Source organism: Kitasatospora sp. NEAU-69, assembly GCF_057158765.1.
The window spans coordinates 189,380-210,524 of record NZ_JBWXUE010000016.1 but is presented as its reverse complement, the minus strand read 5'-3'; the positions used below and the strand labels follow the sequence as shown (position 1 = coordinate 210,524).

Sequence of the window (21,145 nt, the reverse complement as noted above, 5' to 3'; positions counted from 1 at the left end):
AGAGCGTCCGCCAGTAGGTCCGGTGATCGCTCGCGCTGGTGCTCTGTTCCGTTGTCGGCAGGTGGTGTGCTCCGGTTTGCCGCTACGCTCGGTATCGGCAGTGGGACAGCGATAGAGGGCTTGGGGAACTGGGTTGGGTAAGCGCAACCAGGAGCGTCGGCGGGCCAAGAAGAAGCAGCGGGACGCGAGAGGGCGGAGCGGGGCGGGGCAAGGGGCGGCTTTCGGGTTCGCTTCCTGCGAGTGCGGTGATCCGTTCTGCCTGGGTAGTGGCGGGCCCGTTCCTCGGCCGGGTGGTGCGCGGACTGTCGCGGATCTCCTGGATGAGGCGATGGCACGGTTGTGTGCTGTGCCGGCTGGAGACGCCGGGCGTCGCGCAGCGGCGCTTGAGCGAGCCGCTGCGCTGTTCGCCCGGCGCGGTATCGGCCGTGCGGTGCTCCAGGTGGGTGGAGTGGTGGTGCACGATCTGTGGCACCGTGGCTGGCAGCCAATGGATGTGGTGCGTGTCGCACGCCGGGAGCTGGCCGTGCGGCACGCGCGGATCGCCGCCGATCTGGTCGCCGCGGAGCACCGCGAGTATCCGGCGAGGCGGTTGCCCAATCGCTGGGCCGAGCAGCTTGCGGAGGCATCGGCTACGGCGTGGTGGGGTGACGACGACGCCTACGTCGACGGTGCGGCCGCGCGGGAGAAGAGCGATCCGGTGGTGCTGGGACGGGCCGTCGTTGAACTGTTCGAACTGCTGAGCCGGCTTCCCGAGGTGCCGCGGCTGATGCCGGTGCCCTGTGAGACCGGCAGCGCTGGGATGGTCGAGGCCGGCGGGGTGGAGTCTTCGCTGCTGGGCAAGATTCGGGCACTGCTCGCGAAGGCCGAGTCGACCTCTTTCCCCGAGGAGGCGGAAGCGCTGACGGCCAAGGCGCAGCAGTTGATGTCCCAGCACAGCATCGACATGGCGCTGCTGGCGGTGGAGCGGGGTGAGCGGCAGACGCCGGGCGGGGTGCGGGTGGCGGTGGATGCCCCGTATGAGGAGCCGAAGGTGGTGCTGCTGCAGGCGGTGGCGGAGGCGAACCGCTGTCGCACGGTGTGGTCGAGGAACCTGGGGTTCTCCACGGTGGTCGGCTTCGCCTCCGATGTGGAGGCGGTCGAGTTGCTGTTCACCTCGCTGCTGGTCCAGGCCCAGGCGGCGCTGCAGGCGGCGGGCGCGCGCAAGCGTGGGGACGGTAGCTCGCGCACCCGGTCCTTCAGGCAGTCGTTCCTGGTGGCCTACGCCGCCAGGATCGAGGAGCGGCTCGGGCGGGTCGCCGAGCAGGCGGTGAAGGCGGCCGGAAAAGTCGGCCGGACGGCAGGGCTGCTGCCGGTGCTGGCCTCGCGGGCCGAAGCCGTGGACGACCAGGTGGACGAGCTGTTCGGCGAGCTGTCGTACAGTCACGGTTCGGCATACGCCAACGACCGCGAGGGGTGGGCCCACGGCACGGCCGCCGCCGACCGGGCCGAACTGCACACCAGGGCCGGCGCGCTGCGCTGAACCGCCCGGGCGCGGCGCTGTGACGTCCGCGTGTTCGGGGAGGGCTCGTGCCTGTCGTTCCTGCCTGCATCCTGGATCCGCTGCGCAAGGAGTTCCTCGCGCTGCTGCCGGAACACCGGGACGACCACCCGCTGGGCTGCCACAACCCGCGCATCCCCGACGCGCTGGTCTTCGACAGGCTCATCCTGGTCCTGGTGTCCGGCATGGGCTACGAGCGCGTGGCGGACCAGGCCTGCTCAGCCACCACGATCCGACGCCGCCGGGACCACTGGATCGCCCTGGGGATGGGCGAGGTCCTGCGCCTGGCGGCTCTGGCCGCTTACGACCGCATGGTCGGCTTGGAGCTGGAGCATCTGGCTGCCGACGGCTGCCAGACCAAGGCACCGTCCGGAGGCGAATGCGCCGGCAGGAGCCCGGTTGACCGTGCCAAACAAGGCGTCAAACGCTCGCAGTTGACCGAGGCCTACGGCATCCCGCTGGTCACTCACCCGGCCCCGGCCAACATCCGCGACCACACGCTCCTTCCGACGACCCTCGACCAGTACCGCGACCTTGGCAAGGAACTCGGCCCGCTGCCCGAGCACCCCAGCCTCAGCCTGGACGCCGGATACGACTACCGCATCGTCTACGAGGACCTGACAGAACGCCAGATCGCTCCGCGGATCGCCAAACGCGGCCAGCAGACCCCGATCCAGGCGGACGGCCGCTGGGTGGTGGAGAGAACGAACTCGTGGCTGAACAACTTCGGCAAGCTCCGCCGCTGCACCGAGCGCCGCCGGGCGTGCGTCGAGTTCTACATCGCCCTGGCTACGGCCATCGTCACCATCCGCAGCCTGATACGACGAGCATGGTTCACCCACCGCTGGGACACACGCCCCCACAGCCCCCGCATCCGATGACCTACTGGCGGACGCTCTTACTGCCGTCGGCACGAAGTTGGCTGACCAACTTGATCGAAGTTGCATCGCAGTGCTCCGGTCCAAGTTGATCTCGACTCCCCAAAACCCCTCGCAGCCCCCAGCTGCATCTGTGCGACCCTGACGCACCTCGATCCAGGAGACTCTCCCGTGACCGTTCGCCGTGCTCGTGCCGCCGCCTTCGCGGCCGTGCTGACCGCTGCCGCGCTCTCCCTCACCGCCTGCGGCTCCGCCGGCTCGTCCACCACGGCCGGCAGCGCCGGGGGCAAGGACGCCAAGACCGCCACCTCCGCCGCCGCCGTCGGTGGCATGGACGCGCTCGTCGCGGCCGCCAAGAAGGAGGGGAACCTGCACGTCATCACCCTCCCCCGTGACTGGGCCAACTACGGCTCGCTGATGGACGCCTTCACCGCGAAGTACGGCATCAAGATCGAGGACGAGAACCCGGACGGTTCCAGCCAGGACGAGATCAACGCGATCACCTCGCGCAAGGACCAGGACCGCGCCCCCGACGTGGTCGACCTGGGCAGCGCCTTCGCGCTGAGCGCCACCGCCCAGGGCATCCTGGCCCCCTACAAGGTCGCCGGCTTCGACCAGATCCCGGCCACCATGAAGGACCCGAACGGCAACGCGTACAACGACTACGGCGGCTACATGTCGATCGGTTGTGACGCGAAGAAGGTCAACCCCTGCCCGAAGACCTTCGCCGACCTGACCAACCCGGCCTACAAGGGCATGATCGCCCTGAACGGCAACCCGACCAAGGCCGGTGCCGCCTTCGGCGCCGTCTACGCGGCCTCGCTGGCCAACGGCGGTTCGCTGGACAACATCCAGCCCGGCATCGACTTCTTCGGCAAGCTGAAGCAGATCGGCAACTTCAACCCGGTCGAGGTCACCCCGGCGACGATCCAGAAGGGTGAGACCCCGATCACGATCGACTGGTCCTACCTGAACGCCTCGTACACCGACAAGTTCGCCGGCCAGGGCATCGACTGGCAGGTGTCGATCCCGTCGGACGGCTCCTACGCCCAGTACTACAACCAGGCCATCAACAAGTGGGCGCCGCACCCGGCCGCCGCTCGCCTGTGGGAGGAGTTCCTCTACAGCGCCGACGGCCAGAACGGCTTCCTCAAGGGCTACGCCACCCCGGCCCTGTTCGACTCGATGAAGACCGCTGGCACCCTGGACGCCACCGCCGTGGCGAAGCTCCCGACGGTGACCACCCCCTTCACCACCTTCCCGACCCAGGCTCAGACCGACGCGGCCAAGAAGACCGTGACTGAGAACTGGGCCAAGGCGATCGGCGGCTGATCAACCCCATGAATGACACGGCTCCCACCCCGGTGCCGTCCCCGGCCGCCGCTGACCTGCTCAGCGGCGGCCCCGGGGCCGTGAACACCGAGCTGACCTCCCCCGTCGCCGTCCCCCCGGCGACCGCCCGTCCGGCCGCGAAGCGCTCGCGGCGCCCGCGTGGCGGGGCCTGGCTGGCCACCGTCCCGCTGCTGGTCTTCTTCGCGATCGGCTTCGGCCTGCCGGCCATCGCGATCGCGATCGGTGCCTTCACCACGTCGAGCGACGCGCCCGACGGCGGCGGCAGCTTCACCATGTCCAACCTCGGCGACTCGCTGCAGGGCGCGTACTTCACCGCGCTCTGGGGCAGCGTGAAGCTCTCCGCGATCACCGCGCTGATCGGCACCGTGCTCGGTCTGCCGCTCGCCCAGGCGGTGGCCACCTCGCGGTTCCGCCTGCTGCGCGAGGCCGTGCTGTCCGGCTCCGGCGTGCTGGCCAACTTCGGCGGCGTGCCGCTGGCCTTCATGTTCGTCGCCACGCTCGGCAACGCCGGTGAGGTCACCAAGCAGTTCAAGCTCACCAGCCACGGCTGGAGCTTGTACACCTTCTCCGGCCTGACCGTGGTGTACCTGTACTTCCTGGTCCCGCTGATGATCCTCACCATCACCCCGGCCCTCGAGGGCCTGCGGGTGCAGTGGCGCGAGGCGGCCTCCAACAACGGTGCCACGCTGTACCAGTACTGGCGCCATGTCGCGCTGCCGATCCTGCTCCCCTCGCTGCTCGGCGGCTACGTGCTGCTGTTCGGCTCGGCGTTCGCCGCGTACGCGACGGCCGCCGCGATGGTGGGCAGCTCGGTGCCGCTGATCAGCATGCAGATCGCCGACGCGCTGTCGGGGAACGTGCTGGTCGGCCAGGGCAACCTCGCCCTCGCCCTCGGGCTCGACATGATCGTGGTCGCCTGCGTGGTCATGGCGATCTACCTGCCCCTCCAGCGCCGGAGTGCCAAGTGGCTCAGCAGCTAAAGCGTCAATTCCCCCTGGCCCGTCTTCGGCTCGGCCGCGGCTCGGTGATGCTGGTCGGCGGTCTCTACTTCGCCATCCCGTTCATCGCCTCGCTGATCTTCAGCATCGACAGCCCCAAGGGCATCAGCTTCCACGCGTACACCGCGCTGCTGAGCGCCCCCGGCTTCATGGACAGCCTCCGGCTCAGCATGGAGCTGGCCGTGGTGACCGTCGCCGTGCTGCTGCTCCTGCTGGTGCCGGCGATGATCGCGGTCAAGCTCGGCGCGCCCAGGCTCGCCCCGCTGATCGAGTTCATCTGCTCGCTGCCGCTGGTCGTCCCGGTCGTCGCCCTCACCACCGGCATCATCGGTGTGCTCCGCTGGGGTCCCGACTACCTGAACAACACGCCGTTCTTCCAGACGCTGGTGGCGATCCAGAACCCGAGCTTCCCGATCGTCCTGGTGATCGCCTACGTGCTGATGGCCCTGCCGTTCGCCTACCGGGTGATCGACGGCGGCCTGCGCGGCGTGGACGTCAAGACGCTCGTCGAGGCGGCCCGCAGCTGCGGCGCCGGCTTCCCGCGCGCCGTCATCTCGGTGGTCGTCCCCAACCTGCGCACCGCGCTGCTGAACACCGCCGTGATCACGGTCGCGCTGGTGCTCGGCGAGTTCACCACGGCCTCGATCCTCGGCTTCACGCCGTTCTCGGTGTGGATCAACGCCAACGGCAAGAACGACGGCCAGATGTCGGTCGCGGTCTCGATCCTGAGCCTGCTGATCGTCTGGATCGTCCTGCTGCTGATGTCCGCCGTCGGCCGCGAGCGGCACAGCCGCACGGCCCGGTCCTGATCCCCTTTTTTCAAGCTCGGCTCGCCGCCGGGCGCTTTGACCCGGTGTCGACGGTCGGCGGGCGCTGCGCTCCCTCGTTCCTCGCTCGCTTGACCCTTCGCCCCCGCGGCGGAGCCGCTGATCCAACACAGCGACACCGGCGCGCCCTTTGGCTCGCTCGCGCCAGTTCCTCCAGGAGTTCACCGCCATGACCACCTCCTCGCTCGCCACGCCCCCCACCGGCGTCCCGCTGCACCCCGGCAGTGCCACCGTCGAGTTCCGCTCGCTGCGGCGGGCGTTCGGCTCGACGGTCGCGCTGGACGGGCTCGACCTGACGGTCCACCCGGGCGAGCTGCTCGCGCTGCTCGGCCCGTCCGGCTGCGGCAAGACGACCGCCCTGCGGATCCTGGCGGGCTTCGAGACCCACGACTCGGGCGAGGTGCTGGTCGATGGGGAGGACGTCACCCGGATCCCCGCGCACAAGCGTGACGCCGGCATGGTCTTCCAGTCGTACAGCCTCTTCCCGCACCTGACCGCGCTCGACAACGTCTCCTTCGGCCTGAAGATGCGCGGCCTGGGCAAGGCCGAACGGCGCGCCAAGGCGCAGGAGCTGCTGGAGCTGGTCGGCCTGCCGCAGCGCGCCGCGCACTACCCGCACCAGATGTCCGGCGGCCAGCAGCAGCGGATCGCGCTGGCCCGCGCGCTCGCGCTCCAGCCGCGGGTGCTGCTGCTCGACGAGCCGCTCTCGGCGCTGGACGCCAAGGTCCGCCTCAACCTGCGCGAGGAGATCCGCCGGCTGCAGCAGGAGCTGGGCATCACCACGCTGTTCGTCACGCACGACCAGGAGGAGGCGCTGTCGATGGCCGACCGGGTCGCCGTGCTGCGGGCCGGCCGGCTGGAGCAGTGCGCCACGCCGTCCGAGCTGTACGCGCGCCCCGCGACGGCGTTCGTCGCCGAGTTCGTCGGCACCATGAGCCGCATCCCGGCGGTCCGTTCGGGCGACGGCGTCGAGGTGCTCGGCCGCCGCCACGCGGTGGACGGCACGCTGCCCGCGACCGGCGAGCTGGAGGTGCTGGTCCGCCCGGAGAACGTCGGCCTCGCGCCGGCCGCCGGCGGCCCGGCCGTGGTCACCGGCGCCAGCTTCCTGGGTGCGGTCACCCGGCTGACCGTGCGCTTGGGCGACGGCACCGAGGTCAAGTCCGACCTGCCCACCGAGCAGGCCGCGCAGCTCCCGATCGGCGGCACCGCCACGATCACCCTGCCGGACCGTCCCGTCCTGGTGGACGTGCGCGCCACCGGTTCGGGGCAGTGATCAACACCATGACCGCACTGCTCCCCTCCGCCGTCCTGTTCGACATGGACGGCACCCTGGTCGACACCGAGCACCTGTGGTGGGAGGCGACCGAGGAGGTCGCCGGCTCGCTCGGGCTCACCCTCGGCGAGGCCGACGTCCCCGAGGTGCTCGGCCGCGCGGTCGAGCACACGGCGGCGCACCTGCACCGCACCGCCGGAGCCGCGTCCAGCGGCGAGAGCGCCATCGGCGCCGCGCTGAACACGGCGTTCATCACCCGGGTCGCCGGCTCGGTGGTGCCGCGGCCCGGCGCGCTCGCGCTGCTCGGCGCGCTGCGCGAGGCCGCCGTGCCGACGGCGCTGGTCTCCGCCTCGCCGCGGCAGGTGGTCGACCTGGTGCTGCGCACGCTGGGCACCGAGTGGTTCACGGTCACCGTGGCCGCCGAGGACACCGTGCTGACCAAGCCCGCCCCCGACCCGTACCTGGCCGCGGCCGCCCATCTGGGGCTGGACCCGGCGGACTGCGTCGCGGTGGAGGACACCCCGACCGGCGTCGCCTCCGCCGCGGCCGCGGGCTGCGCGGTGCTGGCGGTGCCGTCCTCGGACGCGCCGCTGCCGGCCGCACCGCGGATCCGGCTGCTGGAGAGCCTGGTCGAGGCCGACGTCGAGCTGCTGGCCAGGCTGGCGGCGCGCGGCTCGGCAGGGACCGCAGAATAGTCCGCATGCCATATTTGCTGCTCGCCTTCGCGATCCTCAGTGAGGTCTGCGCCACCAGCTGCCTCAAGCTCACCGACGGTTTCAGCAAGCTGTGGCCGAGCGTGGGTGTCGGGATCGGCTACGTGCTCTCCTTCGTGCTGCTCGGCCAGGCGCTGAAGCAGATACCGGTGTCGGTGGCCTACGCCGTCTGGTCGGGCGCCGGCACGGCGGCGGTGGCGGCGATCGGGGTGGTCGCGTTCGGCGAGGAGCTCGGCAAGCCGCAGCTGGCCGGGATCGCGCTGATCATCGTGGGTGTCGTCCTGCTCAACCTGCGCTCCTCGCACTGAGCAACACGGGCAGCTGGCTCTGCGAGAGCTGCGGCACCAGCTCGGCGATCCGGGCCAGTTGCTCGCGCTGGGCCCCGGCGCTCAGCCCGACCGGGCGGATCAGCAGCCGGCGGGCACCCGCCGCCAGGTGCGCGCCGAGGCCGGCGCGCACCTGCTCCGCCGTTCCGGCCACCAGCAGCTGGATGGTCTCGACGACGTCGAGCGGCAGCTGGTAGCTCGCCCGGCAGTACGCGTCCAGCTCCGCCCGGCCGCCGTCCGGCGCGTCGGTGACCAGCACCGTCGCGAAGAGCGCCGGCGTGACGGCGTCGTCCGGCCGGCCGGCTTCTCCGGCAGCCCGGCGGATCGCGGCGAGGCCGCTCGCGTAGTCGGCGGCCTTCGGCGGGTACGGCAGCCAGCCGTCGTAGCGCGTGCCGGTCCGCTCCAGCGCGCGGTGTGAAGCCGCCGAGCCAGATCGGCGGGCCGCCCGGGCGGTGCGGGGCCAGCTGCTCGGGGATGTCCTCCAGGTGCAGCACCTCGCCGTGGAAACCGGACGGCCCGTCGGCCCGCCAGAGCTGGCGCCAGAGCGCGACCGTGTCGTCGAGCCGGGCGAACCGCCGGGCCCAGGGCAGCTCGCTCGCGGCGTACTCGCGCTCCGAGCGGCCGGGGAAGCCGGCCCCGACGGTCACCGTCAGCCGGCCGCCGCTGATCAGGTCGAGCGTGGCCAGCTCGCGGGCCGCCTGCACCGGACGGCGGAACGCCGGCAGCAGCGCGGCGGTGCCGATGCCGATCCGCTCGGTCCTGGCCGCGACGGCGGCGAGCGTGGTCAGCGGATCGGCCACCCCGCGCAGCAGCGTGTCGCCGACCCAGACGTCGGCATAGCCGAACTCCTCCGCGCTGACGGCGAAGCGGAGCAGCTCGGGCAGGTCCAACCGGTCACCCCACTGGGCGACTCCGGTGGGAAGGACGATTCCAACTCGCATCTCCTGGTTCATGCCCAGCAGCCTGCGGCACCCGGCGCACGGAGCCAATTCCCTGCCGGGAATGGCGATTCCCTTGTGCGCCCCGTACAAAGGGGCGATGGACTTCGCACGGGAACTGCGCGAGCACCGGGCCCGACGCCGGCTCAGCCAGCTGGAGTTGGCGCTGCGGGCCGGCACCACCCAACGGCACCTGAGCTTCATGGAGACCGGACGCTCACTGCCGGGCCGCTTGATGGTGGTCCGGCTCGCCGAGTCGCTGGAGCTGCCGCTGCGCGAGCGCAACAGCCTTCTGCTGACGGCCGGTTACGCCCCCGTCTACGCCGAGCGCCCGCTGGACGCACCCGAGCTGTCGGCCGTCCGCGAGGCGCTGGAGGCCGTACTGCACGGCCATCTGCCATACCCGGCCGTGGTGGTGGACCGGTTCGGCGACCTGGTCGCAGCCAACACCGCCTTCGGGCTGCTGACCGAGGGCGCGGCCGACGAACTGCTGCAACCACCGCTCAACGTCTACCGGCTGGCCCTGCACCCGCACGGACTCGCCGCCCGGATCGCCAACCTGCCCGCCTGGGGCCGCCACGTGCTGCACGGCCTGCACCGCGCCGCCGAGCGCGACCCGGGCAGCCGGCTCGCCGAGCTGGCCGCCGAACTCGCACCGTACGTCCCCGGGGAGGAGGCCGGCGAGAGCCCACTGGGCTTCGCCGTCCCCCTCCGGCTGCGGACGTCGCGCGGCGAACTGAGGCTGATCACCACCGTCACCACCTTCGCGACGGCGACCGAGGTGGCGCTCTCCGAGCTGCGCCTGGAGGCCTTCCTCCCGGCGGACCAGGCCACGGCCGAGCTGCTGAGCGGCCGGGTCAGCCGTGCTGGAGGGCGGCCAGGAGAGTGACAGCGCGACGGGTCGTAGCCGTTCACACCCGGATCGTCACCTAGCGTGACCTCATGCATACAGAACAGCGGCCCGGCTCCGGCCGGCTGCGCCCCAGCCCGATCGCGGTGCTGTGCGTACTGGTCCTCGCGCTGCTCACCTTCACCGCCTCCGCCACACCGGCCTCCGCCGCACGCCGGACCGGCACCAACCTGACGGTGGAGTTCACCAACAGCAGCGACCGCAGCCTGACGGTCAACGGCACCAGCTACAGCGGCTGCCCGATCCAGGTGCCGCAGCAGATCCCGGCCGGTGCCACGATCAGCTGGACCCTGATGGCGTGCACCGACACCCGCGGCAACGTGGGGAATTTCAGCTACAACATCTCCCGGGACACCGGCCTGGTCCAGATCGGCTGGAACGCCCCGCTGGTCGGCGACAACACCTTCACCGAGAGCGCGCCCGCCGGCTACGTGATCAGCCACACCGGCGGCACCGGCACGAACGCGACCGTCCACTACACCTTCGACTGCAACTCGACGACCTGCGACGGGATCCCCGACAGCTGGAAGACGAACGGCATCTACATCGACCCGGCCACCGGTAACGCCTTCCCGACGGACGCGCCCGGCCGCAAGTTCATCGACCTGCCCGGCATGGGCGCCAGCGTCAGCAAGGCCGACATCTTCGTCCAGGTCGACTGGATGGCCGACGCGACCCACACCCACGCGCTGCTCCCTGCGGCGATCAAGCAGGTGGTCACCGCCTTCGCGAACGCGCCGTACCAGCGGAACGCAAAAACCACCAAGGGCATCAACCTGCACGTCGACGCAGGGCCGAGCAGCATCCTCAACTTCACCACCAACACGACGTGGGGAACGCTGAGCCGGGCGAGGCAGCTGACCGAGACGACCAACCTCGGGACGGCCGTGGGCAACAACTACCAGTGGAACGCCTTCAACACGCTGAAGACGGAGGCGGGCGGCTTCACCACCAGCGGGCGGGGGCCGATCTTCCACTACGCGATCTCGGCGCACAACCTGCAGCCCGGTTCCACCTCCAGTGGCATCGCCCCCATCCCCGGCAGCGACCTCATCGTCAGCCTGGGCAGCTTCACGGACAAGGTCGGCACCGTCGCCGAGCAGGCCGGGACGTTCATGCACGAGCTCGGCCACAACCTGGGCCTGGACCACGGCGGGACCGACGGGGTCAACAACAAGCCGCAGTACTTCAGCGTGATGAACTACCTCTACCAGATGGGCCTGACCTCCGGGACCAGCACCGGCCTCCTCGACTACTCCCGCCAGAACACCTCGCTGGACGAGAACGCCCTGGACGAGCGCCAGTACCCGCCCAGCAGCGGCACCTACGACGTCAGGCACTTCTGCCCGAAGACGACCGGCGGCGGCGACTTCGTCACCGTGCCGGCGAAGGACGGCCAGGTCGACTGGAACTGCGACGGGAAGATCAGCACCACACCCGTCAGCTTCGACGTCAACAACGACCAGCGATTCACGACGCTCAGCGGGGCCGACGACTGGAGCAACCTCCTGCTGCGGGTCGGCTCGATCGGCCGCAGCACCTCGGCCGGCGTCCCGCCGCCGACTCCGGAGAACGAGATGACGCCGGCGGATGAGGCCCTGGACCTCCCGCTGGACACCACGCCCCCGGTCACCACGGCGACCACCGACCCGCGCGAAGGTCGGCACGGCGTCTTCCGCTCGGACGTCACGGTCACGCTGACCGCGACCGACGACGACTCCGGCGTGGCCCTCACCGAGTACAACCTCGACGATGCGGGCTGGACGACGTACACCGGGCCGTTCGTGGTGAGCGGCGACGGCGAGCACAAGCTGCTGTACCACTCGATCGACCACGCACAGAACCAGGAGCACGCCGAGGTGCTGACGTTCCGGATCGACTGCGATTCGGACCACCACCACCCGCAGAAGCCGTAGTAACCGCAACACACGGGGCCGGGTGGGAGCGAGGATTTCCTCGCTCCCGCCCGGCCCGTTTCCGTGCTCGCCGGGCCCCTGAGGACAGCCCCCAGCCGAATTCGGCCGATTTCCGACGATCCGTCATCTTCCGTTCACGTCACGTCTGTCGTGTCTGTGGTGAATACGGGCAGAGTTGTCCAGCCAACTCCCTGCAGCCCCGGGCCTCCCGGGGCGGCCCTCGGCCCACCCCTCGCGCAGCACGAACAGGACCACCGTGACAACAGGCAGTTCCCTCACGCTGAGCTCACCCGCCGCCCCCTCCGAAGGTGACAAGCTCACCTTCGCCTGGAGCACCGACGCACCCGACGCCAAGAACTGGGTCGGCATCTACGACGGCACCCGGCAGCCCGGCACCGGCTCCTCGCTGGTCTGGAAGTACACGCCGGACGCCTCCGGCACCGTCACGCTCGACACCTCCGCACTGACCGGCGGACCGTACACGGCGTACCTGCTCGCCAAGGACGGCTACGGGATCCTCGCGCAGACCGCGCCGTTCAGCTTCCGGGCCAAGCCGGCCGTGATCGCGCCGCACTGCGCGGTGGACGCGCTGACCGCGACCGCCGTCGCCCCCGGCGCGGCCGTCACCGTCAAGCTCGGCGGGCTCTGGGTCCGGCCGCAGGGCAACCCGGCGGGGACGGCGAGCTACCGCCGGATCAGCGGGGACTCCTGGCTCTCGGTCGGCGCGGACGGCACGGTCACCGGCACCGCGCCCGGCCGGCCGCTGCCGTACCCGGCGGTCATCACGGTCGGGGTCAAGGACAGCACCGGCGCGACCGACACCGTCACCGTGCAGATACCGGTGACCGACCCGAAGAAGGACCAGCAGCTCAAGGTCGCCAGCTGGAACCTCTGGGACGGCGGCAGCCACACCACCGACGCGCTCGAGAAGCAGCTGCGGGTGGTCCTCACCCAGGGCTGGGACGTGGTCGCCCTGCAGGAGACCGCCGGCCACAACGCGCAGCAACTGGCGGACGCGCTCGGCTGGTTCGCCTACCAGAGCGCGGGCAGCGTCGGCGTGCTGAGCCGCTACCCGCTCACCGCCGTCACGCCCGTCACCGCCACGCTGCCGGCCGCCGGCGTGAGCGTGCAGCTGCCGAACGGCACGAGCGTGCGACTGTGGGCCGCCCACCTGGACGAGAACTCCTACGGCCCCTACGCGTTCCAGGACGGGCAGAGCGCCGCGCAGATCATCGCGTCCGAGACCGCCTCCACCCGCTACCAGCAGGCGCAGGCACTGCTCGCCGCGATCAAGCAGGAGACCCAGCAGGGCGCCCAACATGACACCCAGCCGCGGGTGATCGTGGCCGCCGAGCTGTCCTCGCCCTCGCACCTGGACTGGACCCCCGCGGCCCGCGGCGTCCAGCTCGACTGGCCGGTGACCAAGGCGTTCCAGGCCGCCGGCTTCACCGACAGCCTGCGCGAGCAGCACGCCGACCCGGTCGCCGTTCCCGCGACCACCTGGTCGCCGACCCGCAAGCAGCGCGGCACCAAGCCCGAGCCGCAGGACCGGATCGACTACGTGTTCTCCTCCGGCCACGACGTCTGCGTACGCGAGGCGCACGTGATCGCCACCGGCTGGCCGGCCGCCGAGCCGAACACGGCCGCCAACGAGTGGCCCTCCGACACCGCTGCCGCCGTCGCCTCCTTCGCGCTCTGAACAGGACCGTACCGATGACTGATCTGAACCGCCGTACCGTCCTGGGCGCCGCCGCCGCGGCCGGCGCCGCCACCGTCGTCGGCCTGCCCACCGCCGCCCGGGCGGCCGACGACACGTCGAAGAACGACAAGCCCAGGCACGACATCACCGACGTCAAGCACGTGGTGATCCTGATGCAGGAGAACCGCAGCTTCGACCACTACTTCGGCTCGCTGAACGGCGTGCGCGGCTTCGAGGACAAGCAGGCGCTGCGCTTCCCGAACGGCGACTCGGTCTTCCGCCAGCCGGACGCCGGCCGCAGCGACGGCGGCGCGATGCTGCCGTACCGGATGGACACCACGAAGTACAACGCACAGAACGCGGCCGGCCTGGCGCACGACTGGGCGACCAGCCACCAGGCGATCAACAACGGCTCGATGGACAAGTGGGTGGCCGCCAAGGGCGAGCGCACCATGGGCTACTTCACCCGCGAGGACATCCCCTACCAGTACGCGCTGGCCGACGCGTTCACGATCTGCGACGCCTACCACTGCTCGCTGGCCGGCCCGACCGACCCGAACCGGCTCTACCTGTGGACCGGAACCTCCGGACCGGGCAAGGACGGTACGACCGGGCCGTGGATCGACAACACGCCGGTGACGCAGAACCCGGTCGCCGACTGGACGACGTACGCCGAGCGCCTGGAGGCCGCCAAGATCACCTGGCGCGTCTACCACAACCCGAGCGAGGACGAGCGCACCGGCGACTACGACGACAACGCCCTCTCGTACTTCAAGCAGTTCCACAACTTCCCCACCACGGACCCGCGTTACATCAACGCGATGACCAAGTTCGACCTGACCGCGTTCGACCAGCACTGCAAGGACGGCACGCTGCCCACCGTCTCCTGGATGGTCGCGCCGTACCTGTTCTGCGAACACCCCAACGCCAGCCCGGACTACGGCGCCTGGTGGGTCAACTCGGCGCTCCAGTCGCTGATGTCGAACCCGGACGTCTGGAAGCACACCGTCTTCCTGGTCATGTACGACGAGAACGACGGCTACTTCGACCACGTGATCCCGCCGACCCCCGAGCCGGGCACGCCGGAGGAGTTCGCCCAGGGCCGGGCGATCGGCCTGGGCAACCGGGTGCCGCTCTGGGTGGCCTCCCCCTGGTCGCGCGGCGGTTGGGTCAACTCGCAGGTCTTCGACCACACTTCGGTGCTGCGCCTGCTGGAGCAGGTGACCGGCGTGCAGGAGCCGAACATCTCGCAGTGGCGCCGCACCGTCTGCGGCGACCTGACCAGCTGCTTCGACTTCACCAAGCCGGACTACTCGATCCCGAAGCTGCCGGACACCAACGCCCTGATGGCGAAGGCGGACGCCGCCGCCTCGCTGCCCCCGGTCGCCCTGCCGGCGCCCGGCACCCAGGCACTGCCGGCCCAGGAGCGCGGCTCCCGCCCCCACCGCCCCCTGCCGTACCGCCCGTGGGCGGACGCCACGGTGGACCGCAAGACCGGCCTGGTCACCTGCACCCTGACCAACTCCGGCACGGTCGGCTACCACTTCACGGTCTACCCCAACATCGCGCAGCCCTTCGCGGGCACCCCCTTCACGGTCACCCCCGGCGCGAGCCGCACGTACACCTGGGACGCGAGCACGACCGACGGCCGGTACGACTTCACCGTGCACGGCGCCGACGGCTTCGTCACCCGCTTCGCCGGCAGCATCACCCACGCCGACCAGCAGGACGTCGCCGTCCCACGCGTGACCGCCCAGCTGCACGACCGCCACTCGGTCCACCTCAGCCTGTCCAACTTCGGCTCCGGCCTCCTGAGTTACTCACTCACCCCGAACGACTTCGCCGGCTCACCCCAGACCATCTGGGTGGACGGCGGCCGCACCGTCGACCTCCAGTGGCCCCTCGACGACGACGGCCGCTACGACGTGGTGATCACCGCCGGCACCGGCACCCGCTTCACCCGCCGCTACGCAGGCACGGTCCACCACAAGGACTGACCGAGAAGCTACGAGTGGGGGCGGACGCCGATGGCGCCCGCCCCCACCCACACGTCAGGAACTGGCTACCCATCGGCGTAGCCGGGTAGCCGTGAGAAGCAGCGGCCCCGGCCTCTCACCATGCGGTTGGCTTCAGATGGCAAGTGCTTCGCCAAGCCTTGTGTGAGCCGGGCCGGCGAGGGTTCGGTGCAGGGCCTCGGCGCGGGACCGGACGAGCCCGTCCCGGTACGCGGCAGGCAGTTGCTGCCAGACCCCGACGGCCATGTCAGCGGCGGCCGCCGGGTCACCGTCCAAGCTCAGACAGGTCGCGGCGTCCATGGTCAGCAAGGCCCGGGTCATGACGGACGGCGACCTGGTGAGGGCGAAGGCTGCTTCCTGTTCGGCGTTCGCCTCGCGTGTGCGGCCCATCAGCGTGAACGCCTGCGACAGGTGGACGTGGTGCTTCTGCAGCGGGTAGCCGAACCAGGTATCGGCTGCCTGCACGGTGTTGAGGTGTTCGGCGATGTTACGGGCGTCGGCGACCGCGCGAAGGGCCCCTCGGTGGTCGCCGGTCGAGGCGAGGGCCCGTGCGGTGACGGCGGCGGCCAGGGCTGCGGCAGCGGTCGGGGTCCGGCCAGCCTCCCGGCGGGCGCTGATGGCCAGGTTCGCGGCGGCGTTCGGGGCGCCGTAGTTCAGCGGGACCATCGCGTGCCGCGCCAGGGCCCAGGCCAGCATGTGCCGGTCGCCGGATTCGCGAGCAGCCTTCTCAGCGGTGGCGAACCAACCGTGGGAGTCGCGCTGGTCGCCCCGGTCGTGCTGAATGATCGCGACAAGTCCGGTAATCCCGGCCGCCGTTCGGGCCAGGTCAGTGCGGGTGCCTGCGGGGTGCGGGCGGCTGAGGACGTCCTGTAGCAGGTCGAGATCTTGGCGCATCTGGGCGAGCACGACTCCCGGAGCTCGGCCGCGATAGCCGCCGCGGTGACGCTCGAACGCCCCGTCGAGGTAGGCGAGATCGCCGGCGTCGGAGCCGGACAGTCCGGCGTCGATCCCCTCCCGCGCCTCCGCGATGCCTGGCAGCGAGGCGACCCCAGTCGCCAGTGCCGCCGCGCCGAGAAACTGCCGTCGATTCACCGCCGTACCCTCCTCTCCTTCGTCTTCGACCGGCTGCTGGTGGAGCCTGCGCCAGCGCCGCGAGGCGGCCACCGCTCGGGCAACCTCCGCCACCGAGAGCCCGTACCCGTCGGCCAGCAACCGGTGCCACCTCGGAGTCGGCAGACGCCGCTCGGTCTCCCAGCGCTTCAGGTTCTCCGGGTCGAACCACGTGCCGCCTTGAGCCTCCTGTAAGAGCAGGGCCTGCTCGTCGCGGGTGAGCGTGGCCGCCTCTCGGATCCGCCTCAGCAGGGTGCCGATGCCTTCTGGTGCCATCATGCCCGTCCCCCAAGCCTTTGACTGACTGGTGCCCGATCCTGGCCCCCCAAAGCGGCCCCCGCGCGAGAAATGCACCCCCTGCTGGCACCACCGGTGCGACTACGGGAGGTAGTTGACTGTGTACCAGCCAAGGGGGCGGCCAGGCGAGATGAGGCCCTCCCTCCGTACCGCACATCCAAGCTCCCAGCTCCCGCCTGACACCCCGAAGGGCTCCTTCGACATGCGCGTGTGCAGCAGCAGCTTCTTCCTGGTCCGCGACCCCGTCTCCGTTCCCATCAGCCGCCAGCGGCTCGATCGACTGATCAGACAGTGGGAGGTCCGCACGGACAACGACAGCAGCCTGGCCCTGGACACCGTGATCTCGGAACTCGTCACCAACGCGGTGCGGCACACCACCGGAGCGATGCTCACCGTCGGGGTGCACGCCAACCTCGACCTGCGGCGCGTGATCATCGAGGTCTACGACGGCTCACAGGTCATGCCACGCCACCAGGTCTCGGGCCCGGACGCGGAGACCGGCCGGGGAATGTTCCTGGTCGAGCGCTTGGCCCTCGCCCACGGGGCCGAGCACACCGCGTGGGGCAAGAAGGTCCGGGCCGAGGTCGCCCTGCCTGAGCAGCCGCTCACCCGCCGCCGGCTCCTCGTCCACCCCCGCCGGGCGGCCCGCGCGGTGGTCCGCCGCCTATCCGGCCGGCGGCGCCCACCGATACACCCGCCTGCTCTGGCCGCCTCCGGCGCCCGCTGATTCACGCGCACGCAGCCACGATCGAGAGGACGACATGACCACCACCCAGCTCGGCACAGTGATCACGGATGCCACCCGGCTGCACGGCCGGGCCGCCGTCCGCAGCTTCTTGGAGGGCCCTTCGCTGACGGCGGCCGACCTGTCGATGGTCCTGCTGGTCCGCGAGGACGGCGAGGACGCCGACCGGCCGATGCCGACCGTCACGGTGGCCGAGATCCCCCAGACGGTGCGCGACCTCGCGGCCCTGGGTATCCGCTCGGTGAAGGTGTTCGCCAACAGCCTGCAACGTGACGCCGAGGCCTCCGGGGCCGTCGCGCCGGACAGCCTGATGGTGCGGGCCATCCACGCCGCCAAGGAGGCCGAGCCGGGCATTGCGGTGATGACCGAGAACTGCCTGTGCGGTCACACCGACACCGGCGATTGCCACCTGATCAGTGGCGGCCGGATCGACCTGGATCGGACGGCGGCGGTGATCGCCGCCCAGGCAGTCGTCCAGGCCGAGGCCGGCACCGACATCGTGGGACCGGCCGCGATGATCCGGGGCACCACGGCCGGCGTGCGCCAGGCCCTGGACGAACAAGGTCATGGCGACGTGGCGACCATGCCGCACCTGATCTTCGACTCCGCCCTCTACGAGGGTTACCGGGCCACCATGCGGGCCACCCCCGCCTCTGGCGCCCACCGGCCGTTCCAGATCAGCCCACGCCAGCCGGAGACCGCGGTGGACAGCGGCCTGGCCTTCATCGGCGAAGGGGCGGACATGCTGCTGCTGGAGCCGGGGATGTTCTCGGTGGATGTGCTCGCCAGCCTCAGGCAGAAGACGGCGGTGCCGCTGATGCCGTTCTCTGTCTCCGGCGAGTACACCCGTCTCGCCCCGCTCGACCCGGGCATTGGGCGGCGGGACTTCCGGCCGCTGCTGGAGCTGTTCACGATGCTCAAGCGCGCTGGCGCCGACCGGATCATCACCTATGCCGCCGGCGACCTCGCCCGGCTGCTGATCGGCTAAGCGGCCGGGCGAATCTCCGCCAGGATCGCCTCGGCGCCCTGGTCCAGGAGAAGGCCGGCCACCTGCACGCCCAGCTTCTCCGGCTCCGAGACGGGGCCGGAGAGGCGAGCCTCGACCTGCCTCATCCCGTTCAGGGAGGTGACCTGCGCGTGCAGCGACAGCGTCTCGCCGGTGGCCCTCGCGTACGCGCCGATCGGCACCGAGCACCCGCCGTGCAGCTCGCCGAGCATCGCCCGCTCGGCCCGCACCTCCGCGTCCACCACCGCGTCCCCGGTGCCGGCCAGGATCTCGCGGGCCGGCTCGTTGTCCTCGCGGATCTGGATCCCCAGCGCCCCCTGGCCGGGGCTCGGGGGAAACAGGTCGAGCGGCAGCAGCTCGCTGATCGCGTCGTCCAGGCCGAGCCGCACCAGCCCGGCGGCCGCCAGTACGACGCCATCCAGGTTCATCGTCTTGAGCTTGTTCAGCCGGGGCGGCACATTTCCACGGATCGGCACGAACGCCAGGTCCGGGCGGACGTGCAGCAGCTGAGCGATCCGCCGGACCGCCGACGTGCCGACCCGGCCGCCCTGCGGCAGGCCGGCCAGCGTCGAGCCGCACAGTGCGTCCCGCACGTCCTCGCGACCGGGCGGGGGCAGCAGCACCAGGCCGGGCGGGTTGCTGGTCGGCAGGTCTTTCAGCGAGTGGACGATCACATCCACTTCGCCCCGCACCAGCGCAGCTTCCTGCTCGGTGGAGAAAGCGCTGCCGCCCGAGCTGGCCGACACCTGCGCAAGAGCCGTCTTCCGATCCCGGTCACCGCCTTCAAGGATCACCTGGTGGCAGAACTCGACGTCGGGGAAGAGCTCCCGCAGCGGCGCCAGGAACTCCCTGACCTGCGCCCGCGCGAGGTGACTGGCCCGCGATCCGACAATCAGCGTCCGCATTCCCCAACTCCAAGCAGCTGAGCAGATGTTGACCGCATGCTACTCGAACATAGCCAGACCTTTTTCCGACGGTATGTCGGAATCACTAATGGAGATCGAAATGCCGCCGACCGGGCAGGATCCCGCTGATTCGGTGCTGTTCCCTATGCGCTGCAGCCCGGAGGCAAGCCAGCATCAGGGCGGCCCGGAACGGACAATCGGAGGGACGCGCCGCCGGAAGTGTCAGTGGCCCCACCGCACAACTCCGGCCGATAGCCTCGGAGCAACGCCATCCGAGAGGATCAGCCGTGCTCGAACCCGACGACGAGACCGTCTCCGACTGGTACGCCGCGCGGGCCGGTTGCCACCGGCCGCCGGGGACCCGGGACGCGCTGAGCTTGGCACCGGATGTCCGGCGGGGTGCTCTGTTCGAGGACGCGCCGCGTCTGGTGGTGGAGTGGGACGGCCACGCCTGGCGGCCTCTCGCCGTGACCGACAGCTATGCGGAGGCGTACTCGCTGATCATGCGCAGGGGCGAGGAGTTGGTCCCGCCGCAGGATGACACCCCGGTCGCGCTTCTGCGCAGGGGAAACGGCCGGCACCGCAAGAGCTGAGGGCGGTAGGCACTTCGTGAGACATGGGTAGGGGCGGGCACCGGCGTCGGCACCCGCCCCTACCCACACCTCTGCGCTACGCGTCGGCGATGCGGGCGCGTACGGCCGACTCGACGGCCGTCAGGTCGACGTCCAGGGCCGTGAGCACGTCGGTGGCGGCGACCTCGGTGTCGCTGGTGCCGACGGCCAGGAGCGCGAGCAGCATGTGCTCCGTGCCGAAGCTCTCCTGCCCGAGGGCGCGGGCCTCATTGATCGTCTGCTCGAGGGCTTTCTTCGCGTGCGGGGTGTACGCCGGCTGCGGGAACCGGAACGCGCCCGGGCCGAAGTTGGCGTCGGCGCGGCGCTGGATCTCGGTGACGTCGATGCCGAGCGAGGAGAGCGCGGCACGTGCCGGCTCACCGCCCGTCGCGGGGACGCCCGCCTCGGTCAGCAGACGCACGGTCACCTCGCGGGCGCGCCCGACCTCGACGCCCTGCCCGGCCAGCACCACGCCCGCACTGCTGTCGGCCGTGCCGACCAGCCCGAGCAGCAGGTGCTCGGTGCCGATGAAGTCATGGCCGAGCGAGAGCGCCTCGTCCTGGGCCGCGACGATGGACCGCTTGGCGCGGTCGGTAAAAAACTGGAACACGTCAGGTCTCCTTGCCTGTGGCCTTGCGCCTGATCCCGTGCTTCTCGTGCACCGACTGCCTGCTCACCTGCAAGGTCGTCGCGATGCTCTGCCAGGTCCAGCCCTGGTCCCGAGCGCTGTCGACGTGCAGGCGTTCCAACTCGTCCAGCAGCCGGCGCAGCGCGACGACCGCGCCGAGCCCGACCGCCGGATCCTTGCTGGTGACCTGGCCAACCAGATCGGCTGCCACGGATTCTTCCGAAGCTCCCATGCCTGTCAGGTTATCCTGACAGGCATGGGAGCTGTCAAGGAATCCTGACAGCACCGCGGGGCTCTTCGTGAGATGCAAGTGGGGGCGCCACGCGCCTCGCTCTCGCGCTCCAGGTGGACCACTTCATGACCGCGCTCGACGGCCTGCCAGGCGTGCATCGTGCCGAGAACGCCTGCCCCAACGACTACGACTCGCATGCGGACCAGGCTGGTCGGCGCAGGTGCCGCG

Annotated in this window: 19 protein-coding genes and 3 pseudogenes; 15 read left to right on the top strand and 7 right to left on the bottom strand. The window is 70.7% G+C overall.

Features of this window, described 5'->3' with window-relative positions:
- The first annotated feature begins 487 nt into the window (after window positions 1-487).
- The 8 genes from AC060L_RS20700 to AC060L_RS20665 all read left to right on the top strand — a co-directional run bounded on the left by AC060L_RS20700 (window position 488) and on the right by AC060L_RS20665 (window position 7,887).
- A complete protein-coding gene (locus AC060L_RS20700; protein ID WP_483799145.1) occupies window positions 488-1,519 on the top strand; it encodes a DUF2786 domain-containing protein in 1,032 nt (343 codons plus the stop codon).
- 47 nt (window positions 1,520-1,566) lie between these two features.
- A complete protein-coding gene (locus AC060L_RS20695) occupies window positions 1,567-2,418 on the top strand; it encodes an IS5 family transposase (protein ID WP_483799146.1) in 852 nt (283 codons plus the stop codon).
- 168 nt (window positions 2,419-2,586) lie between these two features.
- The gene (locus tag AC060L_RS20690) at window positions 2,587-3,747 is read left to right on the top strand and encodes an ABC transporter substrate-binding protein (protein WP_483800297.1); all 1,161 of its coding nucleotides are present in this window, start codon (window positions 2,587-2,589) and stop codon (window positions 3,745-3,747) included.
- Between the two features lie 8 nt (window positions 3,748-3,755).
- Entirely contained in the window at window positions 3,756-4,748 is a 993-nt protein-coding gene (locus AC060L_RS20685; RefSeq protein ID WP_483800296.1) for an ABC transporter permease, read from the top strand.
- A gap of 14 nt (window positions 4,749-4,762) precedes the next feature.
- Complete coding sequence (locus AC060L_RS20680; RefSeq protein WP_483800310.1) at window positions 4,763-5,575, top strand: ABC transporter permease; 813 nt, start codon at window positions 4,763-4,765, stop codon at window positions 5,573-5,575.
- A 187-nt stretch (window positions 5,576-5,762) separates the two neighbouring features.
- Complete coding sequence (locus AC060L_RS20675; protein ID WP_483800295.1) at window positions 5,763-6,866, top strand: ABC transporter ATP-binding protein; 1,104 nt, start codon at window positions 5,763-5,765, stop codon at window positions 6,864-6,866.
- An 8-nt stretch (window positions 6,867-6,874) separates the two neighbouring features.
- Complete coding sequence (locus AC060L_RS20670; protein ID WP_483800294.1) at window positions 6,875-7,561, top strand: HAD family hydrolase; 687 nt, start codon at window positions 6,875-6,877, stop codon at window positions 7,559-7,561.
- 5 nt (window positions 7,562-7,566) lie between these two features.
- Window positions 7,567-7,887, top strand: coding sequence for a DMT family transporter (locus tag AC060L_RS20665; RefSeq protein WP_483800293.1), 321 nt, complete (start codon window positions 7,567-7,569; stop codon window positions 7,885-7,887).
- On the opposite strand, the pseudogene AC060L_RS20660 reads toward AC060L_RS20665, so the two are convergent.
- A pseudogene (locus tag AC060L_RS20660) lies at window positions 7,865-8,846 on the bottom strand (LLM class flavin-dependent oxidoreductase). The gene AC060L_RS20665 and the pseudogene AC060L_RS20660 overlap by 23 nt on opposite strands.
- Window positions 8,847-8,943: 97 nt before the next feature.
- On the opposite strand from AC060L_RS20660, the gene AC060L_RS20655 reads away from it, so the two are divergent.
- The 4 genes from AC060L_RS20655 to AC060L_RS20640 all read left to right on the top strand — a co-directional run bounded on the left by AC060L_RS20655 (window position 8,944) and on the right by AC060L_RS20640 (window position 15,365).
- Window positions 8,944-9,732, top strand: coding sequence for an MmyB family transcriptional regulator (locus tag AC060L_RS20655; protein ID WP_483800292.1), 789 nt, complete (start codon window positions 8,944-8,946; stop codon window positions 9,730-9,732).
- A 53-nt stretch (window positions 9,733-9,785) separates the two neighbouring features.
- The gene (locus tag AC060L_RS20650) at window positions 9,786-11,669 is read left to right on the top strand and encodes an OmpL47-type beta-barrel domain-containing protein (RefSeq protein ID WP_483800291.1); all 1,884 of its coding nucleotides are present in this window, start codon (window positions 9,786-9,788) and stop codon (window positions 11,667-11,669) included.
- 256 nt (window positions 11,670-11,925) lie between these two features.
- A complete protein-coding gene (locus AC060L_RS20645; protein WP_483800290.1) occupies window positions 11,926-13,368 on the top strand; it encodes an endonuclease/exonuclease/phosphatase family protein in 1,443 nt (480 codons plus the stop codon).
- A gap of 14 nt (window positions 13,369-13,382) precedes the next feature.
- A complete protein-coding gene (locus AC060L_RS20640) occupies window positions 13,383-15,365 on the top strand; it encodes a phosphocholine-specific phospholipase C (RefSeq protein WP_483800289.1) in 1,983 nt (660 codons plus the stop codon).
- Window positions 15,366-15,497: 132 nt separating this feature from the next.
- Here the strand turns inward: AC060L_RS20640 and AC060L_RS20635 are convergent, their stop codons facing one another.
- Window positions 15,498-16,847, bottom strand: a complete 1,350-nt coding sequence (locus tag AC060L_RS20635; RefSeq protein ID WP_483800288.1) for an NsdA family TPR-like regulatory protein — start codon at window positions 16,845-16,847, stop codon at window positions 15,498-15,500.
- Between the two features lie 145 nt (window positions 16,848-16,992).
- Here AC060L_RS20635 and AC060L_RS20630 point away from each other — a divergent pair, with 145 nt between their 5' ends.
- A complete protein-coding gene (locus AC060L_RS20630) occupies window positions 16,993-17,517 on the top strand; it encodes an ATP-binding protein (RefSeq protein WP_483800287.1) in 525 nt (174 codons plus the stop codon).
- Between the two features lie 34 nt (window positions 17,518-17,551).
- Window positions 17,552-18,523 (top strand): hypothetical protein, encoded by a 972-nt coding sequence (locus tag AC060L_RS20625; protein ID WP_483800286.1) that lies wholly within the window; start codon window positions 17,552-17,554, stop codon window positions 18,521-18,523.
- On the opposite strand, the gene hemC is transcribed toward AC060L_RS20625, so the two are convergent.
- A complete protein-coding gene (gene hemC / locus AC060L_RS20620; RefSeq protein ID WP_483800285.1) occupies window positions 18,520-19,446 on the bottom strand; it encodes a hydroxymethylbilane synthase in 927 nt (308 codons plus the stop codon). The two genes, AC060L_RS20625 and hemC, sit on opposite strands and share 4 nt — an antisense overlap.
- A 287-nt stretch (window positions 19,447-19,733) precedes the next feature.
- On the opposite strand from hemC, the gene AC060L_RS20615 reads away from it, so the two are divergent.
- Window positions 19,734-20,039, top strand: coding sequence for a DUF6087 family protein (locus tag AC060L_RS20615; RefSeq protein WP_483800284.1), 306 nt, complete (start codon window positions 19,734-19,736; stop codon window positions 20,037-20,039).
- A gap of 76 nt (window positions 20,040-20,115) precedes the next feature.
- On the opposite strand, the gene AC060L_RS20610 is transcribed toward AC060L_RS20615, so the two are convergent.
- The 4 genes and pseudogenes from AC060L_RS20610 to AC060L_RS20595 all read right to left on the bottom strand — a co-directional run.
- Complete coding sequence (locus tag AC060L_RS20610) at window positions 20,116-20,478, bottom strand: Clp protease N-terminal domain-containing protein (RefSeq protein ID WP_483800309.1); 363 nt, start codon at window positions 20,476-20,478, stop codon at window positions 20,116-20,118.
- Window positions 20,479-20,526: 48 nt separating this feature from the next.
- A pseudogene (locus tag AC060L_RS20605) lies at window positions 20,527-20,667 on the bottom strand (Clp protease N-terminal domain-containing protein); the annotation flags it as partial.
- Window position 20,668: 1 nt separating this feature from the next.
- The gene (locus tag AC060L_RS20600; protein WP_483800283.1) at window positions 20,669-20,917 is read right to left on the bottom strand and encodes a hypothetical protein; all 249 of its coding nucleotides are present in this window, start codon (window positions 20,915-20,917) and stop codon (window positions 20,669-20,671) included.
- 83 nt (window positions 20,918-21,000) lie between these two features.
- Window positions 21,001-21,114, bottom strand: a pseudogene (locus AC060L_RS20595) (FAD-dependent oxidoreductase); the annotation flags it as partial.
- Window positions 21,115-21,145 lie beyond the last annotated feature (31 nt).